Origin of the sequence: Kitasatospora sp. NPDC058406, assembly GCF_042722765.1 — a bacterium.
Lineage (GTDB): Bacteria > Actinomycetota > Actinomycetes > Streptomycetales > Streptomycetaceae > Kitasatospora.
In genome coordinates this window covers 15,379-33,033 of the sequence record NZ_JBHXKE010000093.1, presented here as the reverse complement: position 1 = coordinate 33,033, position 17,655 = coordinate 15,379, and the positions used below count along the sequence as shown (strand labels likewise).

19 protein-coding genes are annotated in these 17,655 nt (G+C 73.6%); 8 read left to right on the top strand and 11 right to left on the bottom strand.

Annotated elements, in window-relative coordinates:
• Positions 1–43 precede the first annotated feature (43 nt).
• From ACFWOG_RS19865 to ACFWOG_RS19855, 3 genes are all read right to left on the bottom strand, one after another.
• Entirely contained in the window at positions 44–511 is a 468-nt protein-coding gene (locus ACFWOG_RS19865; protein WP_380359927.1) for a MarR family transcriptional regulator, read from the bottom strand.
• The gene (locus tag ACFWOG_RS19860) at positions 508–1,002 is read right to left on the bottom strand and encodes a MarR family transcriptional regulator (RefSeq protein ID WP_329879167.1); all 495 of its coding nucleotides are present in this window, start codon (positions 1,000–1,002) and stop codon (positions 508–510) included. Before ACFWOG_RS19860 ends, ACFWOG_RS19865 begins: the two co-directional genes overlap by 4 nt.
• A 145-nt stretch (positions 1,003–1,147) precedes the next feature.
• On the bottom strand, positions 1,148–1,927 hold the full coding sequence (locus ACFWOG_RS19855) for a maleylpyruvate isomerase family mycothiol-dependent enzyme (RefSeq protein ID WP_380359925.1): 780 nt from the start codon (positions 1,925–1,927) through the stop codon (positions 1,148–1,150).
• A gap of 62 nt (positions 1,928–1,989) precedes the next feature.
• Between ACFWOG_RS19855 and ACFWOG_RS19850 the strand changes: the two genes are divergently transcribed.
• Positions 1,990–3,012 carry a MerR family transcriptional regulator gene (locus ACFWOG_RS19850; RefSeq protein ID WP_380359923.1) on the top strand — a complete coding sequence of 341 codons (1,023 nt, stop codon included), beginning with the start codon at positions 1,990–1,992 and terminating at the stop codon, positions 3,010–3,012.
• A 23-nt stretch (positions 3,013–3,035) separates the two neighbouring features.
• Positions 3,036–3,806: an alpha/beta fold hydrolase gene (locus ACFWOG_RS19845; RefSeq protein ID WP_380359921.1), complete on the top strand. Its 771-nt coding sequence runs from the start codon at positions 3,036–3,038 to the stop codon at positions 3,804–3,806.
• 93 nt (positions 3,807–3,899) lie between these two features.
• On the opposite strand, the gene ACFWOG_RS19840 is transcribed toward ACFWOG_RS19845, so the two are convergent.
• The 4 genes from ACFWOG_RS19840 to ACFWOG_RS19825 all read right to left on the bottom strand — a co-directional run bounded on the left by ACFWOG_RS19840 (position 3,900) and on the right by ACFWOG_RS19825 (position 6,967).
• The gene (locus ACFWOG_RS19840; protein WP_380359919.1) at positions 3,900–4,790 is read right to left on the bottom strand and encodes a prohibitin family protein; all 891 of its coding nucleotides are present in this window, start codon (positions 4,788–4,790) and stop codon (positions 3,900–3,902) included.
• Positions 4,791–4,975: 185 nt separating this feature from the next.
• Positions 4,976–5,809 (bottom strand): class I SAM-dependent methyltransferase, encoded by an 834-nt coding sequence (locus tag ACFWOG_RS19835; RefSeq protein WP_380359917.1) that lies wholly within the window; start codon positions 5,807–5,809, stop codon positions 4,976–4,978.
• Between the two features lie 73 nt (positions 5,810–5,882).
• A complete protein-coding gene (locus tag ACFWOG_RS19830; RefSeq protein ID WP_380359915.1) occupies positions 5,883–6,107 on the bottom strand; it encodes a DUF397 domain-containing protein in 225 nt (74 codons plus the stop codon).
• Positions 6,104–6,967: a helix-turn-helix transcriptional regulator gene (locus ACFWOG_RS19825; RefSeq protein ID WP_329879161.1), complete on the bottom strand. Its 864-nt coding sequence runs from the start codon at positions 6,965–6,967 to the stop codon at positions 6,104–6,106. Before ACFWOG_RS19825 ends, ACFWOG_RS19830 begins: the two co-directional genes overlap by 4 nt.
• 297 nt (positions 6,968–7,264) lie before the next feature.
• On the opposite strand from ACFWOG_RS19825, the gene ACFWOG_RS19820 reads away from it, so the two are divergent.
• The 3 genes from ACFWOG_RS19820 to ACFWOG_RS19810 are packed head-to-tail and all read left to right on the top strand — an operon-like array spanning position 7,265 to position 8,099.
• Entirely contained in the window at positions 7,265–7,633 is a 369-nt protein-coding gene (locus tag ACFWOG_RS19820; protein WP_329947602.1) for an ATP-binding protein, read from the top strand.
• On the top strand, positions 7,630–7,926 hold the full coding sequence (locus tag ACFWOG_RS19815) for a hypothetical protein (protein WP_329879105.1): 297 nt from the start codon (positions 7,630–7,632) through the stop codon (positions 7,924–7,926). The genes ACFWOG_RS19820 and ACFWOG_RS19815 overlap by 4 nt, the downstream gene beginning before the upstream one ends.
• Complete coding sequence (locus ACFWOG_RS19810; protein ID WP_329947600.1) at positions 7,914–8,099, top strand: hypothetical protein; 186 nt, start codon at positions 7,914–7,916, stop codon at positions 8,097–8,099. The genes ACFWOG_RS19815 and ACFWOG_RS19810 overlap by 13 nt, the downstream gene beginning before the upstream one ends.
• A gap of 116 nt (positions 8,100–8,215) precedes the next feature.
• Here the strand turns inward: ACFWOG_RS19810 and ACFWOG_RS19805 are convergent, their stop codons facing one another.
• Together ACFWOG_RS19805 and ACFWOG_RS19800 are read right to left on the bottom strand one after the other, a co-directional pair.
• The gene (locus tag ACFWOG_RS19805; RefSeq protein WP_380359912.1) at positions 8,216–8,875 is read right to left on the bottom strand and encodes a DUF6461 domain-containing protein; all 660 of its coding nucleotides are present in this window, start codon (positions 8,873–8,875) and stop codon (positions 8,216–8,218) included.
• A gap of 156 nt (positions 8,876–9,031) precedes the next feature.
• Positions 9,032–10,903 carry a CocE/NonD family hydrolase gene (locus tag ACFWOG_RS19800; protein WP_380359910.1) on the bottom strand — a complete coding sequence of 624 codons (1,872 nt, stop codon included), beginning with the start codon at positions 10,901–10,903 and terminating at the stop codon, positions 9,032–9,034.
• Between the two features lie 287 nt (positions 10,904–11,190).
• On the opposite strand from ACFWOG_RS19800, the gene ACFWOG_RS19795 reads away from it, so the two are divergent.
• A complete protein-coding gene (locus ACFWOG_RS19795) occupies positions 11,191–12,294 on the top strand; it encodes a HoxN/HupN/NixA family nickel/cobalt transporter (protein ID WP_329879101.1) in 1,104 nt (367 codons plus the stop codon).
• Positions 12,295–12,796: 502 nt separating this feature from the next.
• Here ACFWOG_RS19795 and ACFWOG_RS19790 read toward each other — a convergent pair.
• On the bottom strand, positions 12,797–13,069 hold the full coding sequence (locus ACFWOG_RS19790; RefSeq protein WP_329947597.1) for a hypothetical protein: 273 nt from the start codon (positions 13,067–13,069) through the stop codon (positions 12,797–12,799).
• 7 nt (positions 13,070–13,076) lie between these two features.
• Entirely contained in the window at positions 13,077–13,289 is a 213-nt protein-coding gene (locus ACFWOG_RS19785; RefSeq protein WP_380359907.1) for a hypothetical protein, read from the bottom strand.
• Positions 13,290–13,760: 471 nt separating this feature from the next.
• On the opposite strand from ACFWOG_RS19785, the gene ACFWOG_RS19780 reads away from it, so the two are divergent.
• Both ACFWOG_RS19780 and ACFWOG_RS19775 read left to right on the top strand, forming a co-directional pair.
• A complete protein-coding gene (locus tag ACFWOG_RS19780; RefSeq protein WP_329879098.1) occupies positions 13,761–14,747 on the top strand; it encodes a LuxR C-terminal-related transcriptional regulator in 987 nt (328 codons plus the stop codon).
• A 322-nt stretch (positions 14,748–15,069) separates the two neighbouring features.
• Positions 15,070–17,493: an endonuclease/exonuclease/phosphatase family protein gene (locus ACFWOG_RS19775; RefSeq protein WP_380359905.1), complete on the top strand. Its 2,424-nt coding sequence runs from the start codon at positions 15,070–15,072 to the stop codon at positions 17,491–17,493.
• The last annotated feature ends 162 nt before the right edge of the window (positions 17,494–17,655 follow it).

Genomic DNA, 17,655 nt, shown 5'->3' with positions numbered 1-17,655 from the left:
GCTCCCCTGCGGAGCCGGGCCGGACCGGTGCGGGGTCCTGCGGTCATGCGCGCAGTGTGGCGAGTTCCGCGTCGGCGCGCTCGGTGACCAGGGCGAGGACGCGGCCCGCGGCGGCCAGGTCCTCGGCCGGTATCCCGCCCCAGATGCGGGCGGAGAGGGGGGCGGTGTCCGCGCCGGTGGCGGCGAGCAGCTCGCGCCCCGCCTCCGTGGGGAGAAGGTGTGCCCCGTCCGTGACGAGCAACTGCCGGGTCAGCAGCTCGTCGAGCGTGGCGCGGATGTCGGCCGGATCGGCCTTGAGGGCGTGCTGCACCTGGGCGACGAGGTCGTCCGGCGTCTGTGCGGTGTCGGCGGTGACGGCGGCGCGCAGGGCGATCTGCTGCGGGAACGTGACGCCGTGCCGGGCCAGGACGTGTTCCAGGACGCCGCGGGCGGCGTAGTGGGCGAGGCCGAGGGCGCGGGCGGTGGCCGGTGCGGCAGCGGGCGCGGTGGTGACGGGTGCGGTGGCGGTCATGGTGGTGTCCCCTGAGTGTTCTCGTCGTGCGGGAGGGCGGGGGTGAGAGGGGCGTCGAGCAGGGCCGTCAGCTCGGCGGTGAACGCGCCGGTCCGCTCGGCGTCGAGGCCGCCGAGTGGTTCCAGCAGTTGCCGGAGCAGTCCCTGGACCACCTCGACGGCCTGCCGTGTGACGGCCCGGCCCTCATCGGTGAGGGCGAGTTGGACGGCGCGCGGGTCGCGGGGGTCGCGGGCGCGCTCGACGAGGCCGGCCGACTCCAGGGCGCGGGCCAGCTTCGAGACGTACAGCGCCTCCAGGCCGGTGTGGTCGGCCAGTCGGCGCTGGCTGGGCCGCTCGCCGGTGCGGTGCATGCCGTACAGCGACGCGACCAGGACGTACTGCGCGTGGGTGAGACCCAGGGGGGCCACCGCGCGATCGACCGCGACGCGCCACTTGTTGGCGAGCCGCCACACCAGGAAGCCGGGCGTGGGGCCCGGGGAAGCCTTGCTCATGGCGAATAGAGTACATAGCTACTATGTCCATGGCTACTGTTTTTCGGTGGATGTGACGGTGCCTCCGAGGTGGGTGGGCCGGCCCCGGTCCGGTCCGGTCCCGCCCCGGCCCCGGCGCGGCTCCCGGGGCGGCCCCCGGGGGGGCCTAGAACGCCGAGTGGGCCAGCCAGTGGTCCAGGAGGGCGCGGTCGCCCGTCACCGTCACCCGGCCGTCCTGCGGCGTGATGCGGCGGGCGATCAGCAGCATGAGGTCCGCCGCCGACCCCGACGCCACCACGTCCGCCTCGACCGGCCCGCGCTCCCACCGCAGCCCCCCGGGCCTCCTGGTGACCACCCAGCCCTCCGCGGACCCCGGCCGGAACCCGATCTGCTCTCCCCGGCCGCGCAGTTCGGCGACCGCCGGCCTGACCGCCGCGAAGGCCGGCATGGTGAGCAGGTCGAGGTTCTCGCCGATCACGACGGCCGCGAGGTCGTCGGCGATCTCGAACGCGGTGGCGGTCGCGCACGCCGCGTCGTAGTGGTGGACGCAGGTGTCGGCCAGCATCCTGCGCAACCAGAAGGCGGCCGGAAGCGGACCGGCGAAGGTGTCCGACTCGCGTTCGGCGCCGACCCGCCGGACGGCCCGGATCAGCTCCTCGGCGCCCTGCTGCAGCCACTCGGCCCACTCGTCCGGGGGCCCCGGATCGGCGCGGTGCGGGTCGGGCGGCGGCAACTGCTGCCCGCTGCGGACCAGTTCGGCCGCCCAGCGGTGTTCCTGTCCGAGGTGCCCGACGAGGGTCCGCAGCGGCCACGCCGGACAGGTGGGTACCGGCGTGTCCGGGGCGCGTCCGGCGACGGCGCGGGCGACCCGTGCGGTCCGGTCCCGCAGGCCGTCCACGAGGCGTGCGGTGGCGGTGGCGGTGGTGGCGATGTCCGGCGGCGTCATCACGGAGCTCCTCTCGGGGGTGATGCGGGTACCGTAGGTTCTCCAGTCAGGTGGAGGTTCAAGTGCCTTTTCTCGACGAGACGTTCGGGATCGGGGAGCTGGCCCGGCTGACCGGTGTGCCGGTGCGGACCGTTCGCTTCTACTGCGACGAGGGCATCGTCGAGTCCGTGCGCAGCGCGGGTGGGCACCGCAGGTTCGACCCGGCCGCCGTGGAACGGCTCGGCCTGGTCAGGCGGTTGCGCGGGCTCGGTCTCGGGCTGCCGTCCGTCAGGCTCGTGCTCGCCGGGGAGCGCTCCGTGGCCGAGGTGGTCGCGGCCGAGCGCGCCGCGCTCGACGTGCAACTCGCGGGCCTGGCCTGGCGACGGGCCTCCCTGCGCGCGGTCGAGGAGGCCGGGCCGGCCGACCGGGCCGCCAGGTTGGAGCTGGTCGCCGCGGTGCAGGACGGGGGCGCCGCCCGTGACGCGCTGATCGACTTCTGGCGGCGCACGATGGTCTCGTCGATGTCGTCGGCGTCCGGGGCGATGCTGGACGTGTTCGTGGCCCTGGCCGTGCCCGCGCCGCCCGTCGACCCGACGCCCGGGCAGGTGGTCGCGTTCGCCGAGCTGGTCGCGCTGGCGGGTGACCGGGCGCTGGCCCGCACGCTGCTGGCCATGGCGCGGTCCAACGCCGAACTGGTCTCCGACGAGGCCGCGTTGATGGCGGGGATCGGTGAGGCGTGCGCGCTGGCGCGGCCCCTGGTGCGGGCGGGGGAGGCTCCGGGTGCGGGCCCCGCGCTGGACCGGTTCGTCGACGCGCACGCGTCGGTGCGCGGCGGCCGGGACACCCCGGGGTTCCGGGGGGAGCTGCTGGCCCACGTGGCCGCCGACCGCGATCCGCGGATGCGCCGCTACTGGCGGCTGGCGGCCGAGGCCGGCGGTGAACCGGTCACGCTCGGCGCGTCCCACCTGTGGCTGACCGACGCGCTGGCGCTCTCGGTGGGCGACGGCGGCCCCGACGGGCGGGGACGCGCGAGAGCGGCGGCGTTCCCGCCGGTCGGGGGAGCGGTGCCCGGCGGTCGGCGCGAGGAAAGTGCCGGGACAGGGTGACGGTACTGCGTCAGAATGGCCGGATGATCATCTCTCACGACGTGGACGGGCCCGAGGGCGCGCCGGCCGTGGTCCTGCTGCACTCGTCCGTCTGCGACCGCCGGATGTGGGACCCGCAGTGGAGGCCGCTGGTCGAGGCCGGGTACCGGGTGGTGCGAGCCGACTTCCGCAGCTGCGGCGAATCCCCGGTCGGGTCGGCGCCGTACTCGGACGTCGGCGACGTGCTCGACCTCCTGGACCACCTCGGCATCGGGCAGGCGTCCCTGGTCGGCTCCTCGTACGGCGGCCGGGTCGCGCTGGGCGTCGCCTGGCTCCGGTCGGAGCGGGTGTCCGCGCTGGCGCTGCTCTGCCCGGGCCGGCCCGGGCAGGTGGCGGGGCCGCAGATGCGGGCGTTCGGTGCCGCGGAGGACGAACTGCTGGAGGCCGGTGACCTGGACGGTGCGGCGGCGCTCAACGTCCGTACCTGGCTGGGGCCGGACGCCACGGAGGAGGTCCGCGAGCTGGTGGGGCGGATGCAGCGCGGCAACTTCGAGGCGGGCCTCACCGAGGGCGCGGGGGACTTCGAGCTCCCCGAACCGGAGGCCGTGCTGTCCGCGGTGACGGCCCGCGCCCTGGTGGTGTCGGGCGCGCACGATCTGCCGGACTTCCGCCGGATCGTGGCCGAGGTGGCCGCCGGGCTGCCGAACGCGCGTGCGCTGGATCTCCCGTGGGCCGGGCACCTGCCCTCGTTGGAGCGCCCGGCGGAGATCACCGCCCTGCTGCGGGAGTTCCTGGCGGACGCCGCCCCCGCGTAGGGCGCGGGCGGGTGGGGCGGGTGACCGCCTCGTCTGTCCGCCCGCGCGCCCTGCCTGCCCGCGCCCTGCCTGCCCGCTCGGACGGTGGCGGTCTCAGCGCTTGGTGCCGTCCACGATGACCGGGGTGCCGCCGCTGTTGCCGCAGGGGCTGGCGTAGACCGCGTTCTTCTCGGCGGCGGCCTTGAACGCCTCGATGCACTGGCTCATCAGGATCTTGTCGGTGAGGGAGTTGGCGATCGCCGCGTTGGCGGCGGCCTGGCTCTCCGAGTCGATCTTGCGCTTCTCGGCCTCGGCCTTGGCGGTGCGGACGGCGGCCTCGGCCTGCGCGGTGGTCTGGTCCTGGGCGATCTTCGCGTCGATCGCCTTCTGCAGGTCGTCGCTGGGCCGGACGTTGCGCAGGTTGACCCCGTTGACCAGGATGCCGCGCGGCGCGAGCCGGGCGGTGACCAGCTTGTCGATCTCGCCGGCGATCGCCTCGCGCTGCGAGCTGTAGCCCTCGACGCTGGTGTGCTTGGCGAACACGTTACGGACGATCTCGCGGCTGTCGGGGAGGACCAGACGCTGCTGGACGGCGTCCGAGTCGCCGGCCAGCTTGTAGAGGTCGACCGTGTGCTGAGGGTCGATCGACCACTTCACGGTGAGGTCGGCGAACAGTACGCCGCCCTCGGAGGAACGGACCTCGACGGTGTTGTCGCCCGTCAGGTTGAGGTCGGACGGGCGGGTCGAGAACGCGGTCACGTCGGTCAGCGGGGACTTGACGTGCAGTCCGGGCTGCCACGTCCCGCCGATCTTTCCGAGCCTGGTCGGCACGGCCACCTCGTACGGCTCGACCACGTAGAGGACGGTGGTGAGGCCGAGCAGGGCGCCGAGGACGATCGCGCCGATGCCGCCGAGCGTGGCGACGCGGCCTTCGAACACGCGGCGCCACCGGAGCACGAGCACGACGAAGCCGGGGATGAGGAGCAGCAGCGAAATGATCAGCACAGCCGCAGCGTAGGGATGGGTCGAATCCACGTGCGATCGGGTGGGCTGATGTTCACGCCGTGTAGGGCGGATGTTCCCCTGGGCCCGGACGACCGGTGGCGTGGTCGGCCTGCCGCCTCTACGCCGCACAGGAAGTCGGCGGGTCCGACTTCCTGTGCGGAGCGGGGGTGGCAGGCCGGGTGGGTTCAGCCCTGGTGGGGGAGGGTGCGGGCGAGGAAGAGGTCGTGGTGGTGTTCGACGTCGATGCCCCCGCCGTGCGCGTCGAGCACGGCGGCGGTGTCGGCGAGGGCCCGGTCGCGGCGGTCGGCGGGCAGGGCGCGGTAGACGGAGATCGAGGTGAGGTGCCCGAGGTAGCGGTCGGTGTCGAAGCGGGTCCGCTCGCGGATGCGGAGCGAGCGGAGGTCGGTGAACCGGCCGTCCTGACGGCACTCCTCGTCCGGCCAGTGCCCGAGCAATCCGGGCCAGTGGCCCGGGACGTCGCCGAAGGAGGAGGCCAGCCCGGTGTGCGGGGTGAGGGTGAGGCCGTACCGGTGGTCGACCTCGCGGAGGGCGGCCTGGAGGCCGGGGTCCAGGAGCCCCTGGGGGTTCCAGAAGAGCGCGACGGCGCCACCGGGGGCGAGGGCGTCGTGGACCCGGTCCCATCGGGTGGCCGGGTCGGTCCAGTGCCAGGAGGTGGCCGCGAGGAGCAGCCCGAACCGGGTTTCGTCCGGCCGCCACTGCTCGAAGGCGCTCACCTCGACCCGGACGTGCGGGAAGGCGGCGGTGTTGCGGCGCAGCACCTCGGCCATCCGGGCATCGGGTTCGACGCAGACCATCGGGGTGCCGAGCGCGGCGAACGGAACGGTGGCCTTCCCGGTGCCGGCCCCGATCTCGACGGCCGGCAGATCACCGAGGGAGGCGTAGGCGAGTACCTCGGCTATGAGGGCGTCGGGGTAGCCGGGTCGCGCGGCGTCGTAGGTCTCGGCCACTTCACCGAACACCCGGCTGTTCGCCATGTCGAAGGGCTGGGAGGAGGTCATGGGCGCCTTCCGGTGAAGGGTAAGGCCCGGCGCCCCCAAGGGTTCGCCGGGCCGGTGGGCTGCGGTGGCGCGGTCAGAGGAGACCGAAGTCGAACTCCCCGTCGGAGACCGCCGCGATGAACGCGCGGTGAGCGGCGGCCGAGAGGACGAGTGCAGGGCCGGAAGGATTCTTCGAGTCACGAACGTAGGAGACGGATCCGCCGGAGGAAGCGAACTCGACACAGTTGGTTGACTCGTTGCTTCGTGAGGACTTGTGCCAAGTCAATTTGAGGGCATCCGAGTTCGGGATAGACGTCATGTGACCTTGTCTCTCTGTTCGGTGATGATGGCGAGCGAGTCGTCCAGGCCGAGGGCGTCGGCCCGGATGGCGTCGAACTTCGCCGCGTACTGCTCCACCTCGGAGGCGCCCTCGACCCAAAGGTTGCTCAATGTGCTCTCGACCAGAGCGACATCCAGGTCCTGCCGTTGTGGAAATCCGAGGATCGTGAAGGCTCCGCCCATACCGTGGTGCGCGGGAGCGCCGATCGGCATCACCTGAATGTTGATGTTCGGCTGGACCGCTCGATCGGTCAGGCGCCCGAGTTGCTCGGCCATGACCTTCGGGCCGCCGACTCCGGAACGGATCGCAGCCTCGTGGATGACCGCCCAGAGCGTGAGCGGTTCAGCCCGGGTGAGGGCGCCTTGGCGGGCTACGCGGACGTCGACCAGTGCCTCGACGTTGACGTCAGGGCGCATGTTGAGCTTCTTGATGATCTCGCGCGCGTAGGCGGGGGTCTGGAGTAGGCCCGGAATGAAGGCGCTCTCGTAGGTCCGGACGGATGCAGCGCTTGCCTCAAGCGAGATCAGGTCGCCGAGGACCTGGCCGATGTGTACGCCGTAGCTCTGCCACCACATGCCTCGGTGTGCGCCGTTCCTGGCGAGGTCGACCAGAGCCGAGATCAGGTCGTTGTCCTCGCACTTGTACAGGGCGAGGAGCTTCTTGACGTCGTCGACTTTGGTGGCGCCTCTGCCGTTCTCGATGCGGGAGAGCTTGGGTTGGCTCATGCCCGTCAGGGTCTCGGACACCTCGTCGTGCGAGAGGCCGGCTTCCTCGCGTCTACGGCGCAGTTCGGCGCCGAGCTGCCTCCGTCGAACCGTCGGGCCTGTTGCTGTGGCCATCCCCGCCCTCTCTGAGCCTCGCCGGACCAGTGTGCCCCGCTGTCGGTCACGTTCGCCACCGACAACTGCCACTGTAGGGGCCTTGGTTGGTGTTCGATTTGGATTTATCCAAAAATCTGAGACGAGTTGCCAAGATGGCCTCCGTGGCTCCATGCTCATTGTGACGAGCCGCACACGTTCGGCAACCGCCGATCGACGGTGTGTGCGCTGGCGTCATGAGTGCGCCATGGCCGGATCGGTTTGATTGATCATCAGGCGCTCGGTGGCATCCACTTCACCCCCCACGGAGGTCGCTTCGTGTTTCCCCTTGGACTCCCCCCTGACTGGTCGGCCGCGCGTGAGGAGTTGCGCGGGGCCCTGGCGCGCGCCGGGTGGCCCCTCGACACCGTCGCCGACGCGGAGTTGGCGCTCCACGAACTCTTCGTCAACGCGTGGAAGCACGGCGGCTCGCCGGCTCCGCTCGTCGTGGTCGTCCTCCTGGACGGCATGCTCCGCGTCTCCGTCAGCGACGGCAGCCCGGACCTCCCCGAGCAGCGGGCGTATGCCGACCCCTACGCGGTGTCCGGGCGCGGTCTTCACCTCGTCCGCTCCCTCACCCACCGGTTCGGCGCCGACCCCCGCAGGCAGGGCAAGTCGATCTGGTTCGAGCTGGACTCCGCCGCGTGAGCGCCCGCCCCGAGCCGCCGATCGCACCGGACGACCCCCGGATGCGGACCTACACCGAACCCGAGGTCACCGCTCTCCTCGCCGAACTCCACGAGCGCGGCCGACCGTTGGGCATCGTCTGGCCCTCGGCCACCACCGCCGGCATGGTCGACGGCCGCGTCCTCGTCCGCTTCGGCCACGCCTCGACCGCCACCGTCCTCAACCTCCTCGACGTGTTCACCCTCCTCAAGAGCCGTGACCACGACCACGCCGACGACAACGACGGGACGGCGGCCCCGTCGTGGGACTCCTGAGCCACTCCGGCGTCGCCCGCGCGTTCGTCGGTCTCGCCCTCCTGCTGCTCCTCGCCCTCGCCTTCGCCACCGTCGCCCTCGGAGTGATCGCCACTCGGCGGATGCCCCGCCGCCCGGACGACGAGCACGAGAGCGATCCCCGGTACCGCCCCGCTCGTGGCCTGCGCCCCTGACGGTGCCTTGCCGGGACGTGCCCTGGCAGACCCGCCCGGGCACGTCTCCTTGACCCCCTCCCGCGAGGGCCGCGCCTCGAATGCCACGCCGGTCACCGCCCGGGGGAGGGGCCCGCCTACTCGTCGACCGGCTCCTCCGGGACCTCGGCGACCAGGTACTCGGCGTCGCGCAGCAACTCCTCCGTCATCCGTACGCCCGTCAGGCGTTCGGCGAGCGCCAGGACCGCCGCCTTGCTGTCGAGGGCCGGGTCGCTGTCGCCGTCGGGATCGAGACCGAGGTCGCGCAGCAGGTCGTTCAGGTCGTCCGGGGTGGTGCCGTCCCGGTGGGTGGGGTACTCGAAGCCGGTCCGCCGCTCACCGTTCTCGTACCAGTGGAAGAAGTGCATCGGCTTGCCCGAGTTGCTGTCGTGCGAGACGGCGCGTGTGCCGACGGAGAACGTCGCCAGGAGTTCGGGCCGTGCCCCCAGGTCGCTGCCGAGCTCCAGGACGACCGCCCAGTCGCGGCCGTCCGCGTCCCGAGCGGAGAACGCGCCGACGAGGGCGGACTCGGGATCGTCGCCGCACTCCTCCAGGAACTCGGCGTGTGCGTCGCCCAGTTCGCCGGACCCCCGGCAGGTGCCCCACGGCGATCCGCCCATCGCCCCGAGCACCTGCTCGGGCAGGACGTCACGCACCAGCAGCATGCTGTACCCGGTGTCCATCAGGTGGCCGAAGAACGAGGCAGGGGAGCGGATCCAGCCGTAGTCGGCGGCGGTGGGGGCAGAGGTAGAGGTCACCCGGTGCATCCTGCCAGCAACCGCGGGCCGGGCGGGGGTCGTCCGATCTTCCGTCCGCCCGGGATTCCCGGCCCCGCGCGGGCGGCAGGCGCCGGATGCGGCCGTCCGCGCCGGACCCCGGACGCCGGACCCCGGACCGCGTCGGGCCGGGCCGGGTCACCTCGGGATGCGCTGGTGCCACTCCCTGCTGAAGACGACGTCCCCGCCCTCCAACGCCCGCAGGTGCGTGTCGGCGATCAGGTGGGTGGGGTCGCAGCGCAGCTCGGTGCGGACGTGGACGGTGGCGTCCCAGCCGATGGCGGGGCGCTCCACCCGGACGGTGCGGTCGGCGCGGGCCCGGGCGCTGAGGGGGGTGGCGGTGAGGACGCGGTAGGCGGCGACGGTGTGCTCGTCGCGGACCAGGCCGTCGGGGTGGGTGCGGGTGCCGTCGGTGGCGGGGGAGAGCTCGGTGCGCCACTCGCGGCGGCCGATGTCGTGCACGGTGACGCGTTCGGGGCGGGCGGTGAGCGGCTCGGTGACGTGCAGCGGGGGCGGGAGCGGGAGGGTGGGGGAGATGAAGGTGATCGGGTCGGGGTCGGTGGCGGGGCGGCGGATCGGGAGACCGAGGCCGGAGTGGGACGGGTCCAGTTCGAACCCCGCCGGGTCGGGGCCGGGCCAGAGCCAGGGCCAGTAGGTGGAGGAGAGGGCGAGCCGCAGCCGGTGGCCCGGCGGGACGGTGCGCCCGACGGCGGCGAGGCCGACGGTGACCTCGACGGCCGAGTCCGCCGTCCCCGCGGTGGTGAGGACCCCCCGGGTGAGCAGCGTGGAGGTGCCGTCGGGGGCGACGGCGCAGAGGCGGGCGGTGACCGTCGCGCCGGTCGGCGCGGTGCGCAGCCGCAGGGACAGGACCGGGGTGCCGAGGAGCTCGACCGGTTCGGGCAGTGGCCGCGAGTCGAAGCAGACGGAGCGGCCGTCCTCCTCGCGCTGGTCGGGCGGCTGCTCGGCGGGGCGGCCGGGCTGGACGTAGGCGCCGGCGTTGAGCCCGGTGTGCTGGGGGGAGCGGACGTGCACCCAGCGGTCGTCGGAGGCGGTGCCGGCGGTGCGCAGCGGGCCGTCCAGGCCGTAGTGGACGTCGCGCACCCCGGGGGAGGGCCAGGCGCCGTCGGCGGCCCAGCGGGTGGAGAGCCAGCTGCGCAGGGCGGGCACGGTGAGGACCCCGGTGTCGGTGTCCCGGAGCCAGTGGTCGTACCAGCGGAGCGCCTCGGGGAGGATCTCGTCGGGCAGGCCGTGGGACCAGGGGCCGAGGACGGTGCGGACGGGGACGGTACCGGCGGACGCGAGCAGGTCCAGCAGGCGGGAGGCGGACGGGTCGGACCAGCCGGCGACGGCGAGGGTGGGGGCGGCGGCCGCGACCGGGGCGTCGGGCGGGGCGGCCAGCCAGCCCGCGAGCGGCGGTTCGAGGGCCTCCAGCCGGGCCAGCCACATCGCCCGCCAGCCGTCGCCGACGTACTGCGGGTCCGGTGGGCGGGCCGCGTCGGCGAGGTGGGCCGTGGCGCGGGCGTGCCCGTCGGCGGCGAGGACGGCGCCGCCGAGGCGGTGCGGGCCCTCGGGGCAGGCCACGACCACGGCGTGGACGGCGTCGGGAGCGCGGGCGGCGAGGCGCAGCGCGACGTCGCCGGCGGCGCCGGTGCCGAGCAGGCCGACCCGTCCGCTGCACCACGGCTGCCCGGCGAGCGCACGGACCAGCTCCTCGCCGTCGGCGGCCCCGTCGTCCGGATCGGACGTCGCCAGGCCGCCGGAGTTGCCGTGGCCGCGGGCGTCGGCCCGGACGGCGGCGTAGCCGTGGCCGGCGAACCAGGGGTGGCGGCGGGCGTCCTCGGTGGCGGTCCAGTCGGTGAGGCGGCCGGTGGAGTACTCCAGCACGACGGGGACGGGTTCGTCGGTCACCGGGCGTCGGACGCGGGCGAAGAGCTCGGTGCCGTCGGGGAGGGGGACGCGCAGGTCCTCGCGGGTGGTGCGGTAGGGGTACGAGGGTATGGCCGCTCCCATCGAGTCCCGGTCGGCGGGCCGGACGGCGGGGCCGGGAGGCACGGGCAGGCCCGGCCGACCGTGCCCGCGCCGCGGCGTCGGTACTCCGACGGTAGGGGAGGAAGCGGGCGCGCGCCCGGTGAGCGGGTCCGGGCCCGGCCGCACCGCGTCCAGCCGTGCCCGGCGGCGGCGTCGGGTACGGAGGGAGCGGTCGGCGAGCGTTTCGTCCTTGCACATGACTTGCACCTGCTTCCCGGAGGGGGGAAAGATGGCCCAGCTTTCCGCCCCCCACACGACAGGACGTACCGATGACGGCCCCCCGTTGGCGCGACAGACTCACCCGTGAGGAGTGGATCCGACTGGCAGGCATGGGCGGGTTCATCCTCGCGCTGCACGTGATCGGGTGGTTCACCCTGCTCGCGGTCATCGCGCCCGAGCACTACGACGTCGGCGGCCAGGTGTTCGGTGCGGGGATGGGACTCACCGCGTACACCCTCGGTATGCGGCACGCCTTCGACGCGGACCACATCGCCGCCATCGACAACACCACCCGCAAGCTGATGGGCCAGGGCAAGCGGCCGCTCTCGGTCGGCTTCTGGTTCTCGCTGGGCCACTCGTCGATCGTCTTCGGGCTCTGTGCGCTGCTCGCCTTCGGCATCAAGTCGCTCGCCGGGCAGGTGGAGTCGGACGACTCCGGCCTGCACGAGGCGACCGGCCTGATCGGCGTGGCCGTCTCCGGGACCTTCCTGCTCCTGCTCGGCCTGATCAACCTGGGGGCCTTCAACGGCATCCTCAAGGTGTTCCGCAAGATGCGCGAGGGCGAGTTCGACGAGGCCGAACTGGAGGCCCAGCTGGAGAAGCGTGGGCTGATGAACCGCGTCCTCGGCCGGGTGACCAGGGCCGTCACCAAGCCGTGGCACATGTATCCGGTCGGCCTGCTGTTCGGTCTGGGCTTCGACACCGCCACCGAGGTCTCGCTGCTGGTGCTGGCGGGCGGCGCGGCGGCGTTCCAACTGCCCTGGTACGCGCTGCTGGTACTGCCGGTCCTGTTCGCGGCGGGCATGAGCCTGCTGGACACCATCGACGGCTCGTTCATGAACTTCGCCTACGAGTGGGCGTTCTCCCGGCCGGTCCGGAAGATCTACTACAACCTGACGGTCACCGGGCTCTCGGTGCTGGTCGCCCTGGTCATCGGCTCGATCGAGCTGATCGGTCTGCTCGGCGAGAAGCTGGACGTCACCAGCGGGCCGGTCGCCTGGATCGCCGGGCTGGACCTCGACTTCGTCGGGTACGCCATCGTCGGACTCTTCGTGCTCACGTGGGTGGCGGCCGTCGCCTACTGGAAGTTCGGCAACGTCGAGGAGAAGTGGTCGGCGGGGCTCGTCGCGGCCGGGGACAAGGCCGCGGAGTAGGGCGCCGCGTGGGAAGGCGGCCGGCCCGGGGGTGCGCCCCGGGGCCGGCCTTCCTGTTGCCGGGCGGGCCGGGCCGGGCGGGGCCGGGCGGGGGTCGCCCGGGGAGGGCCCGGAACTCCTCGACGGTCCCGGGCCGCGCACGGGATTGGGCGGATTGGCGTGCATGTGCCAGTAATGAGCCGGTCAAGCCATGGGCATGAATCGGCCAGAATTGCGAAGGGGCGGCGGGTGAACGAAATGTGGACGGATGGTCAGGAACCGCGCGGTGCGCCCACGGGAAGCGTCCGGACCCGGGGCCGAACCGCACGGGGCGTCGGCCCGGACGGGGCTCGTGCGGGGCTCGTGTCGCAGGAGGGGCGGGGCCGGCGGCAGGGCCGCGCACGGCGTCCGGCGCAGACCGTCCGCGGGGGCGTCGGCGGCTCGACGGACCGTCCTGTCACCCTGCCGCCGCACCGGCTCCACGGTCCGCGCGGCCCGGCCCGGTCGCGCCGGGGGCAGGGCCCTACAACCGGGCGGCCACCGCGAATCGGCGGGCGGGGCCGCCCGCCAGCGCCCGGTCGAGCAGGGTCTGAGCCCGGAGCTCGGCCACCGGGTGGTCGGGGGCGCGGACGAACAGGACCAGGCCGACGCCCCCCGGTACCGCGCGGGCGCGCACGTGCTCCAGGCCGTCGCCCGGGCCGGCGTTCGCCCACAGGGCAGCCCTGACGTCCGCCGGTCCGGCCTCGCCCGGTGGCGCGGCGGAGACGTCCAGGAGGGTCAGGTGGACGGGGATCACCGGCCGGTCAGTCCCAGCCGATGCCCGGGGTGCCGGCGGGCGTGACGTCCCAGCCGATGGGCCCGGAGGACGACGGTCCGTCCCAGCCGATGCCGGGCCCGCCGGGGGCGGTCGCGGTGACGTCGACGGGCTGGGCGGACGGGGCCGCGAAGGCGGGGGCGGCGGTGGCGAGGGTGAGCGCGAGGGCGGCGACGGCGAGCAGCCGGACGGTCTTCGGCACGACGATTCCTGTTCTGTGCACGGTCGTTCGGGAGTGTGGTGCAGGGCGTGTGGGCTCGGGTCCTGGCCGCTCGGGGCGTGGTTGCTCGGGGCTTCGTTGCTCGGGGCGGTGTCGCTCGGGGGTGACGGCGGTGCAGGGTGAATCCTCCCGGGTGCGGGGCCGGTGGCGGGAGGGGGAGCGGCGGGCAACAACCGGACAGGCAGCTTGCTGCAACGCCGGTCGGTCGACCGGTGTGCCGGCTGTAGGGGAAGGGGCCGGGGCGGGGGTCCGGGCGGGGTCCGGGCGGCGGTCGGGGTGGGGGCTGCGGCCCGGCGCGACGGTCGACCGATCGGAAAGCGGACCGGACGGTCCCGTTTTGCTCGCCTGACCGGATCGTGCCTTGTGGGTGCGGGGTACCGGCGGAAGGATCTGGATCCGGCGGACCGTCCGGATGTCCATTTGCGCTGATGTGATGATTCAGGGGTCGTTGACGTGTTGGAACTGCTGGGCCTGGACAGCACCGCAGAGGCCGTGTACCGCGAGATGCTGGCGGACCCGGAGGGCGGGGTGGTCGAACTCTGCGTGCGGGTCCGGCTCCCGGAACCCGCCGTCCGCGCCGCCCTCGACCGGCTCGCCGACCTCACCCTGCTGCGCGCCTCCCGCGAGCGCCCGGGCACGCTCTGGCCGGTCAGCCCGGAGCGCGGGCTGGAGCTCCTGCTCCGCCGCCAGGAGGAGGAACTCGCCCGCCGCCAGCAGGAGCTGGCCGTGTCCAAGGCCGCCGTCGCCCGGGCCGTCGCCGAGTACGCGACGCTCCGCTCGGCCACCCTGGTGGACGGCGGGGAGCGGCTGGTCGGCCTCGACGCGATCCAGGCCAAGCTGGAGGTGCTGACCGCCCGGCTCACCGGTGAGTGCCTGGCCGTGATGCCCGGCGGCGCGCAGTCCCCCGCGAGTCTGGCCGCGTCCCGTCCGCTCGACGAGGACGCCCTGCGGCGCGGGGTCGTCCTGCGCACCGTCTACCAGGACAGTGTCCGCAACGACCCGGAGACCTTCGCCTACGCCCGGTGGATGACCGCCCTGGGCGGCCGGGTACGCACCGCGCCGGTGCTGCCGCCCCGGATGCTGGTCTTCGACGGGACCACCGCCGTGGTGCCGATCGACCCGGAGAACACCCGGGCCGGCGCCCTGTGCACCGAGGAACCGGGCATCGTCGCCTCGCTGGTCGCGCTCTTCGAGCAGACCTGGGAGACGGCCCTCCCGCTCGGCGACGACCGCCCCGACGACGTGGGCACCGGCCTGAGCGCCGGTGAGCGCGAGCTGCTGCGGCTGCTCTCCACCGGGCTCACCGACGACGCGGCGGCCAAGCGGCTGGGCGTCTCGGTGCGGACGGTCCGCCGGCAGATGGCCGCGCTGATGGACCGGCTGGCGGCGGCGAGCCGGTTCGAGGCGGGGCTGAAGGCGGCTCAGCGGGGCTGGCTGTAGCCGGCCGGGCCCGCCGGCCGGTCAGCCCGGCGGGGCCGCGTGTAGCGGGGGTCACAGCTTCGGGGTGGCAATTCCTCGGCGTACCGGAGAAGTTAACCTCCGGGGTCTTGTCGGGTCATTTTCTACGCGCGTATCTTTGGGCGCTGCGGGGGGCGCCCACCGACTTCCGCACGAATTTCTACGCGGGTAGCGGGAGCGCGCGGTGTGCGCCCGACTGACCCACCCTCACGGTCCGGCCGGTCCCACGCCGCCCGGCCACCTGCCACCCCCGACTGCCGTGCCGCGCCGCCGCGCGCCCGGCAGAGCTAGGAGTCCCGTCCCGGTGACCACGCCCACCGCTCCCCGCTCGCGCCGCGCGCTGCTCCGCGCCACGCTCCTCCCGGCCGGCCTGGCCGCCTCGCTGGTGCTCGTCCCGCTGCCGTCCGCCGTGGCCGCGCCCTCGGCCGACGCGGTGATCGCCGAGGTGTACGGCGGCGGCGGCAACTCGGGTGCCACGCTGAAGAACGACTTCGTCGAGCTGGCCAACAAGGGCGGCGCCGCCTTCGGCCTGGACGGCTGGAGCGTCCAGTACATATCCGGCACGCCCGGCGCCAACTCCCAGTGGGGCGTCACCCCGCTGACCGGTGCGATCGCCCCCGGCGGGCGCTACCTGGTGGCCGAGGCGGCCGGCGCGGCGGGCACCGTCGACCTGCCCACCCCGGACGCGGCCGGCTCGCTCGCGCTCTCCGGCACCAGCGGCACCGTCGCGCTCGTCCGCGGCACCGACCCGCTGACCTGCAAGACCGCCGCCGACTGCGCCGCCGACCCGCGGGTGCGCGACCTGGTCGGCTTCGGCACCGCCGTGGTCCACGAGGGTTCGGCCTCGGTGGCCGGCGCCTCCAACAGCGCCTCGGTGGCCCGCCGGACCGGCCTCGCCGACACCGACGACAACGCGGCCGACCTCGCGGCCGGCGCCCCGACGCCGACCAACACCAAGGGCGAGGTCGCCGAGGGCAGCACCCCGACCGGTCCGACCGAGCCGGGCACCGTCCGGATCCACGACATCCAGGGCACCACCCGCCTGTCGGACCGCACCGGCAAGACCGTCGCCGGCGTGCCCGGCATCGTCACCGGCGTGCGCGCGTACGGCTCCAAGGGCTTCTGGATCCAGGACCCGACCGCGGACGCCGACCCGGCCACCAGCGAGGCCGTCTTCGTCTACACCGGCTCCGCGAACCCGACCGTCAAGGTCGGCGACTCGGTGCTGGTCACCGGCAAGGTGACGGAGTACTACCCGAACTTCAACGGCGGGTCGCAGTCGCTCACCCAGCTGACGAACCCGGCCGTCACCGTGCTCTCCTCCGGCAACGCGCTGCCCGCGCCGGTCGTGGTGGACACCCGCAACATCCCCGGCACCTACAGCCCGCAGGCCGGCGCCGACGGCACCGTCAACGGGGTCGCCCTGAACCCCGAGAAGTACACCCTCGACTTCTACGAGTCGCTGGAGGGCATGCTCGTCCAGGTCAAGGACGTCCGGGTGATCCAGGCGACCGACAAATACAACGAGCTCTGGGTCGCGGCGGACAAGCAGGACCAGCGCAGCAAGCGCGGCGGCGTCCTCTACGAGTCCTACGACGAGCCGAACGTCGGCCGCCTGATGGTGCAGCAGCAGGCGCCGGTCGCCCAGCAGCCGTTCCCGGTCGCCAACGTCGGCGACGTGCTGACCGGCGAGACCACCGGCCCGCTGGACTACAACTCGTTCGGCGGCTACACCCTCGTCGCCGGCACCCTCGGCGCGCTCCAGGACAACCACCTCCAGCGCGAGGTGACCACCCCGGCCGCCGACCGCGAGCTCTCCATCGCCACCTACAACGTGGAGAACCTGGCCGCCACCAACCCCGACGCCAAGTTCGCCGAGCTGGCCCAGGCCGTGGTCACCAACCTGCGCTCGCCCGACATCCTCGCCCTGGAGGAGATCCAGGACAACAACGGCGCCAAGAACGACGGCACGGTCGACGCGAGCGCGACCGTCGCCAAGTTCGTCGCCGCGGTCAAGGCGGCCGGCGGCCCGGCGTACGACTGGCGCTCGGTCGACCCGGAGGACGGCAAGGACGGCGGCGAGCCCGGCGGCAACATCCGCCAGGTCTTCCTCTTCAACCCGCTGCGGGTCTCCTTCACCGACATCCCCGGCGGCACCGCCACCACCGCCGTCGACGTCGCGGGCACCGGCGCCGGCGCCGCGCTGACCGCCTCGCCCGGCCGGATCGCCCCGGCCGACGAGGCCTGGGCGAGCAGCCGCAAGCCGCTGGCGGGGCAGTTCTCCTTCCGCGGCAAGAAGGTCTTCGTCATCGCCAACCACTTCAACAGCAAGGGCGGCGACCAGGGCATCGACAGCCGCTTCCAGGCCCCGACCCGCTCCTCCGAGGTGCAGCGGATCAAGCAGGCCACCGTCGAGCAGACCTTCGTCGCCAAGCTGCTGGCCGCCGACAAGGAGGCCAAGGTGGTCTCGCTCGGTGACTTCAACGACTACCAGTTCTCGCCCGCGCTGGCCGCCCTCACCAAGGACGGCGTGCTGCGCTCGCTGGTGAACGAGCTGCCGGAGAAGGAGCAGTACTCGTACGTCTACCAGGGCAACTCGCAGGTGCTGGACCACATCCTGGTCAGCCCCGAGGTCGGCTACGCGAAGTACGACATCGTGCACATCAACGCCGAGTTCGCGCAGCAGGCGAGCGACCACGACCCGCAGGTGGTCCGCATCAGGCCGTGACCGGCCGGCGGGGTTCACCGCGGTCCGCCGCGGGTGCGCCGCGGGTCCGCTCCGCAGTGCTCCGCAGGACGGCCGAGGGGGGGGGGGGCCGGGGGACCGGGCCACCCCACCCCGGGGGTTACCCCCCAGGGGCGGGGGGCTTTACGGAGACCCCGCGCCCCA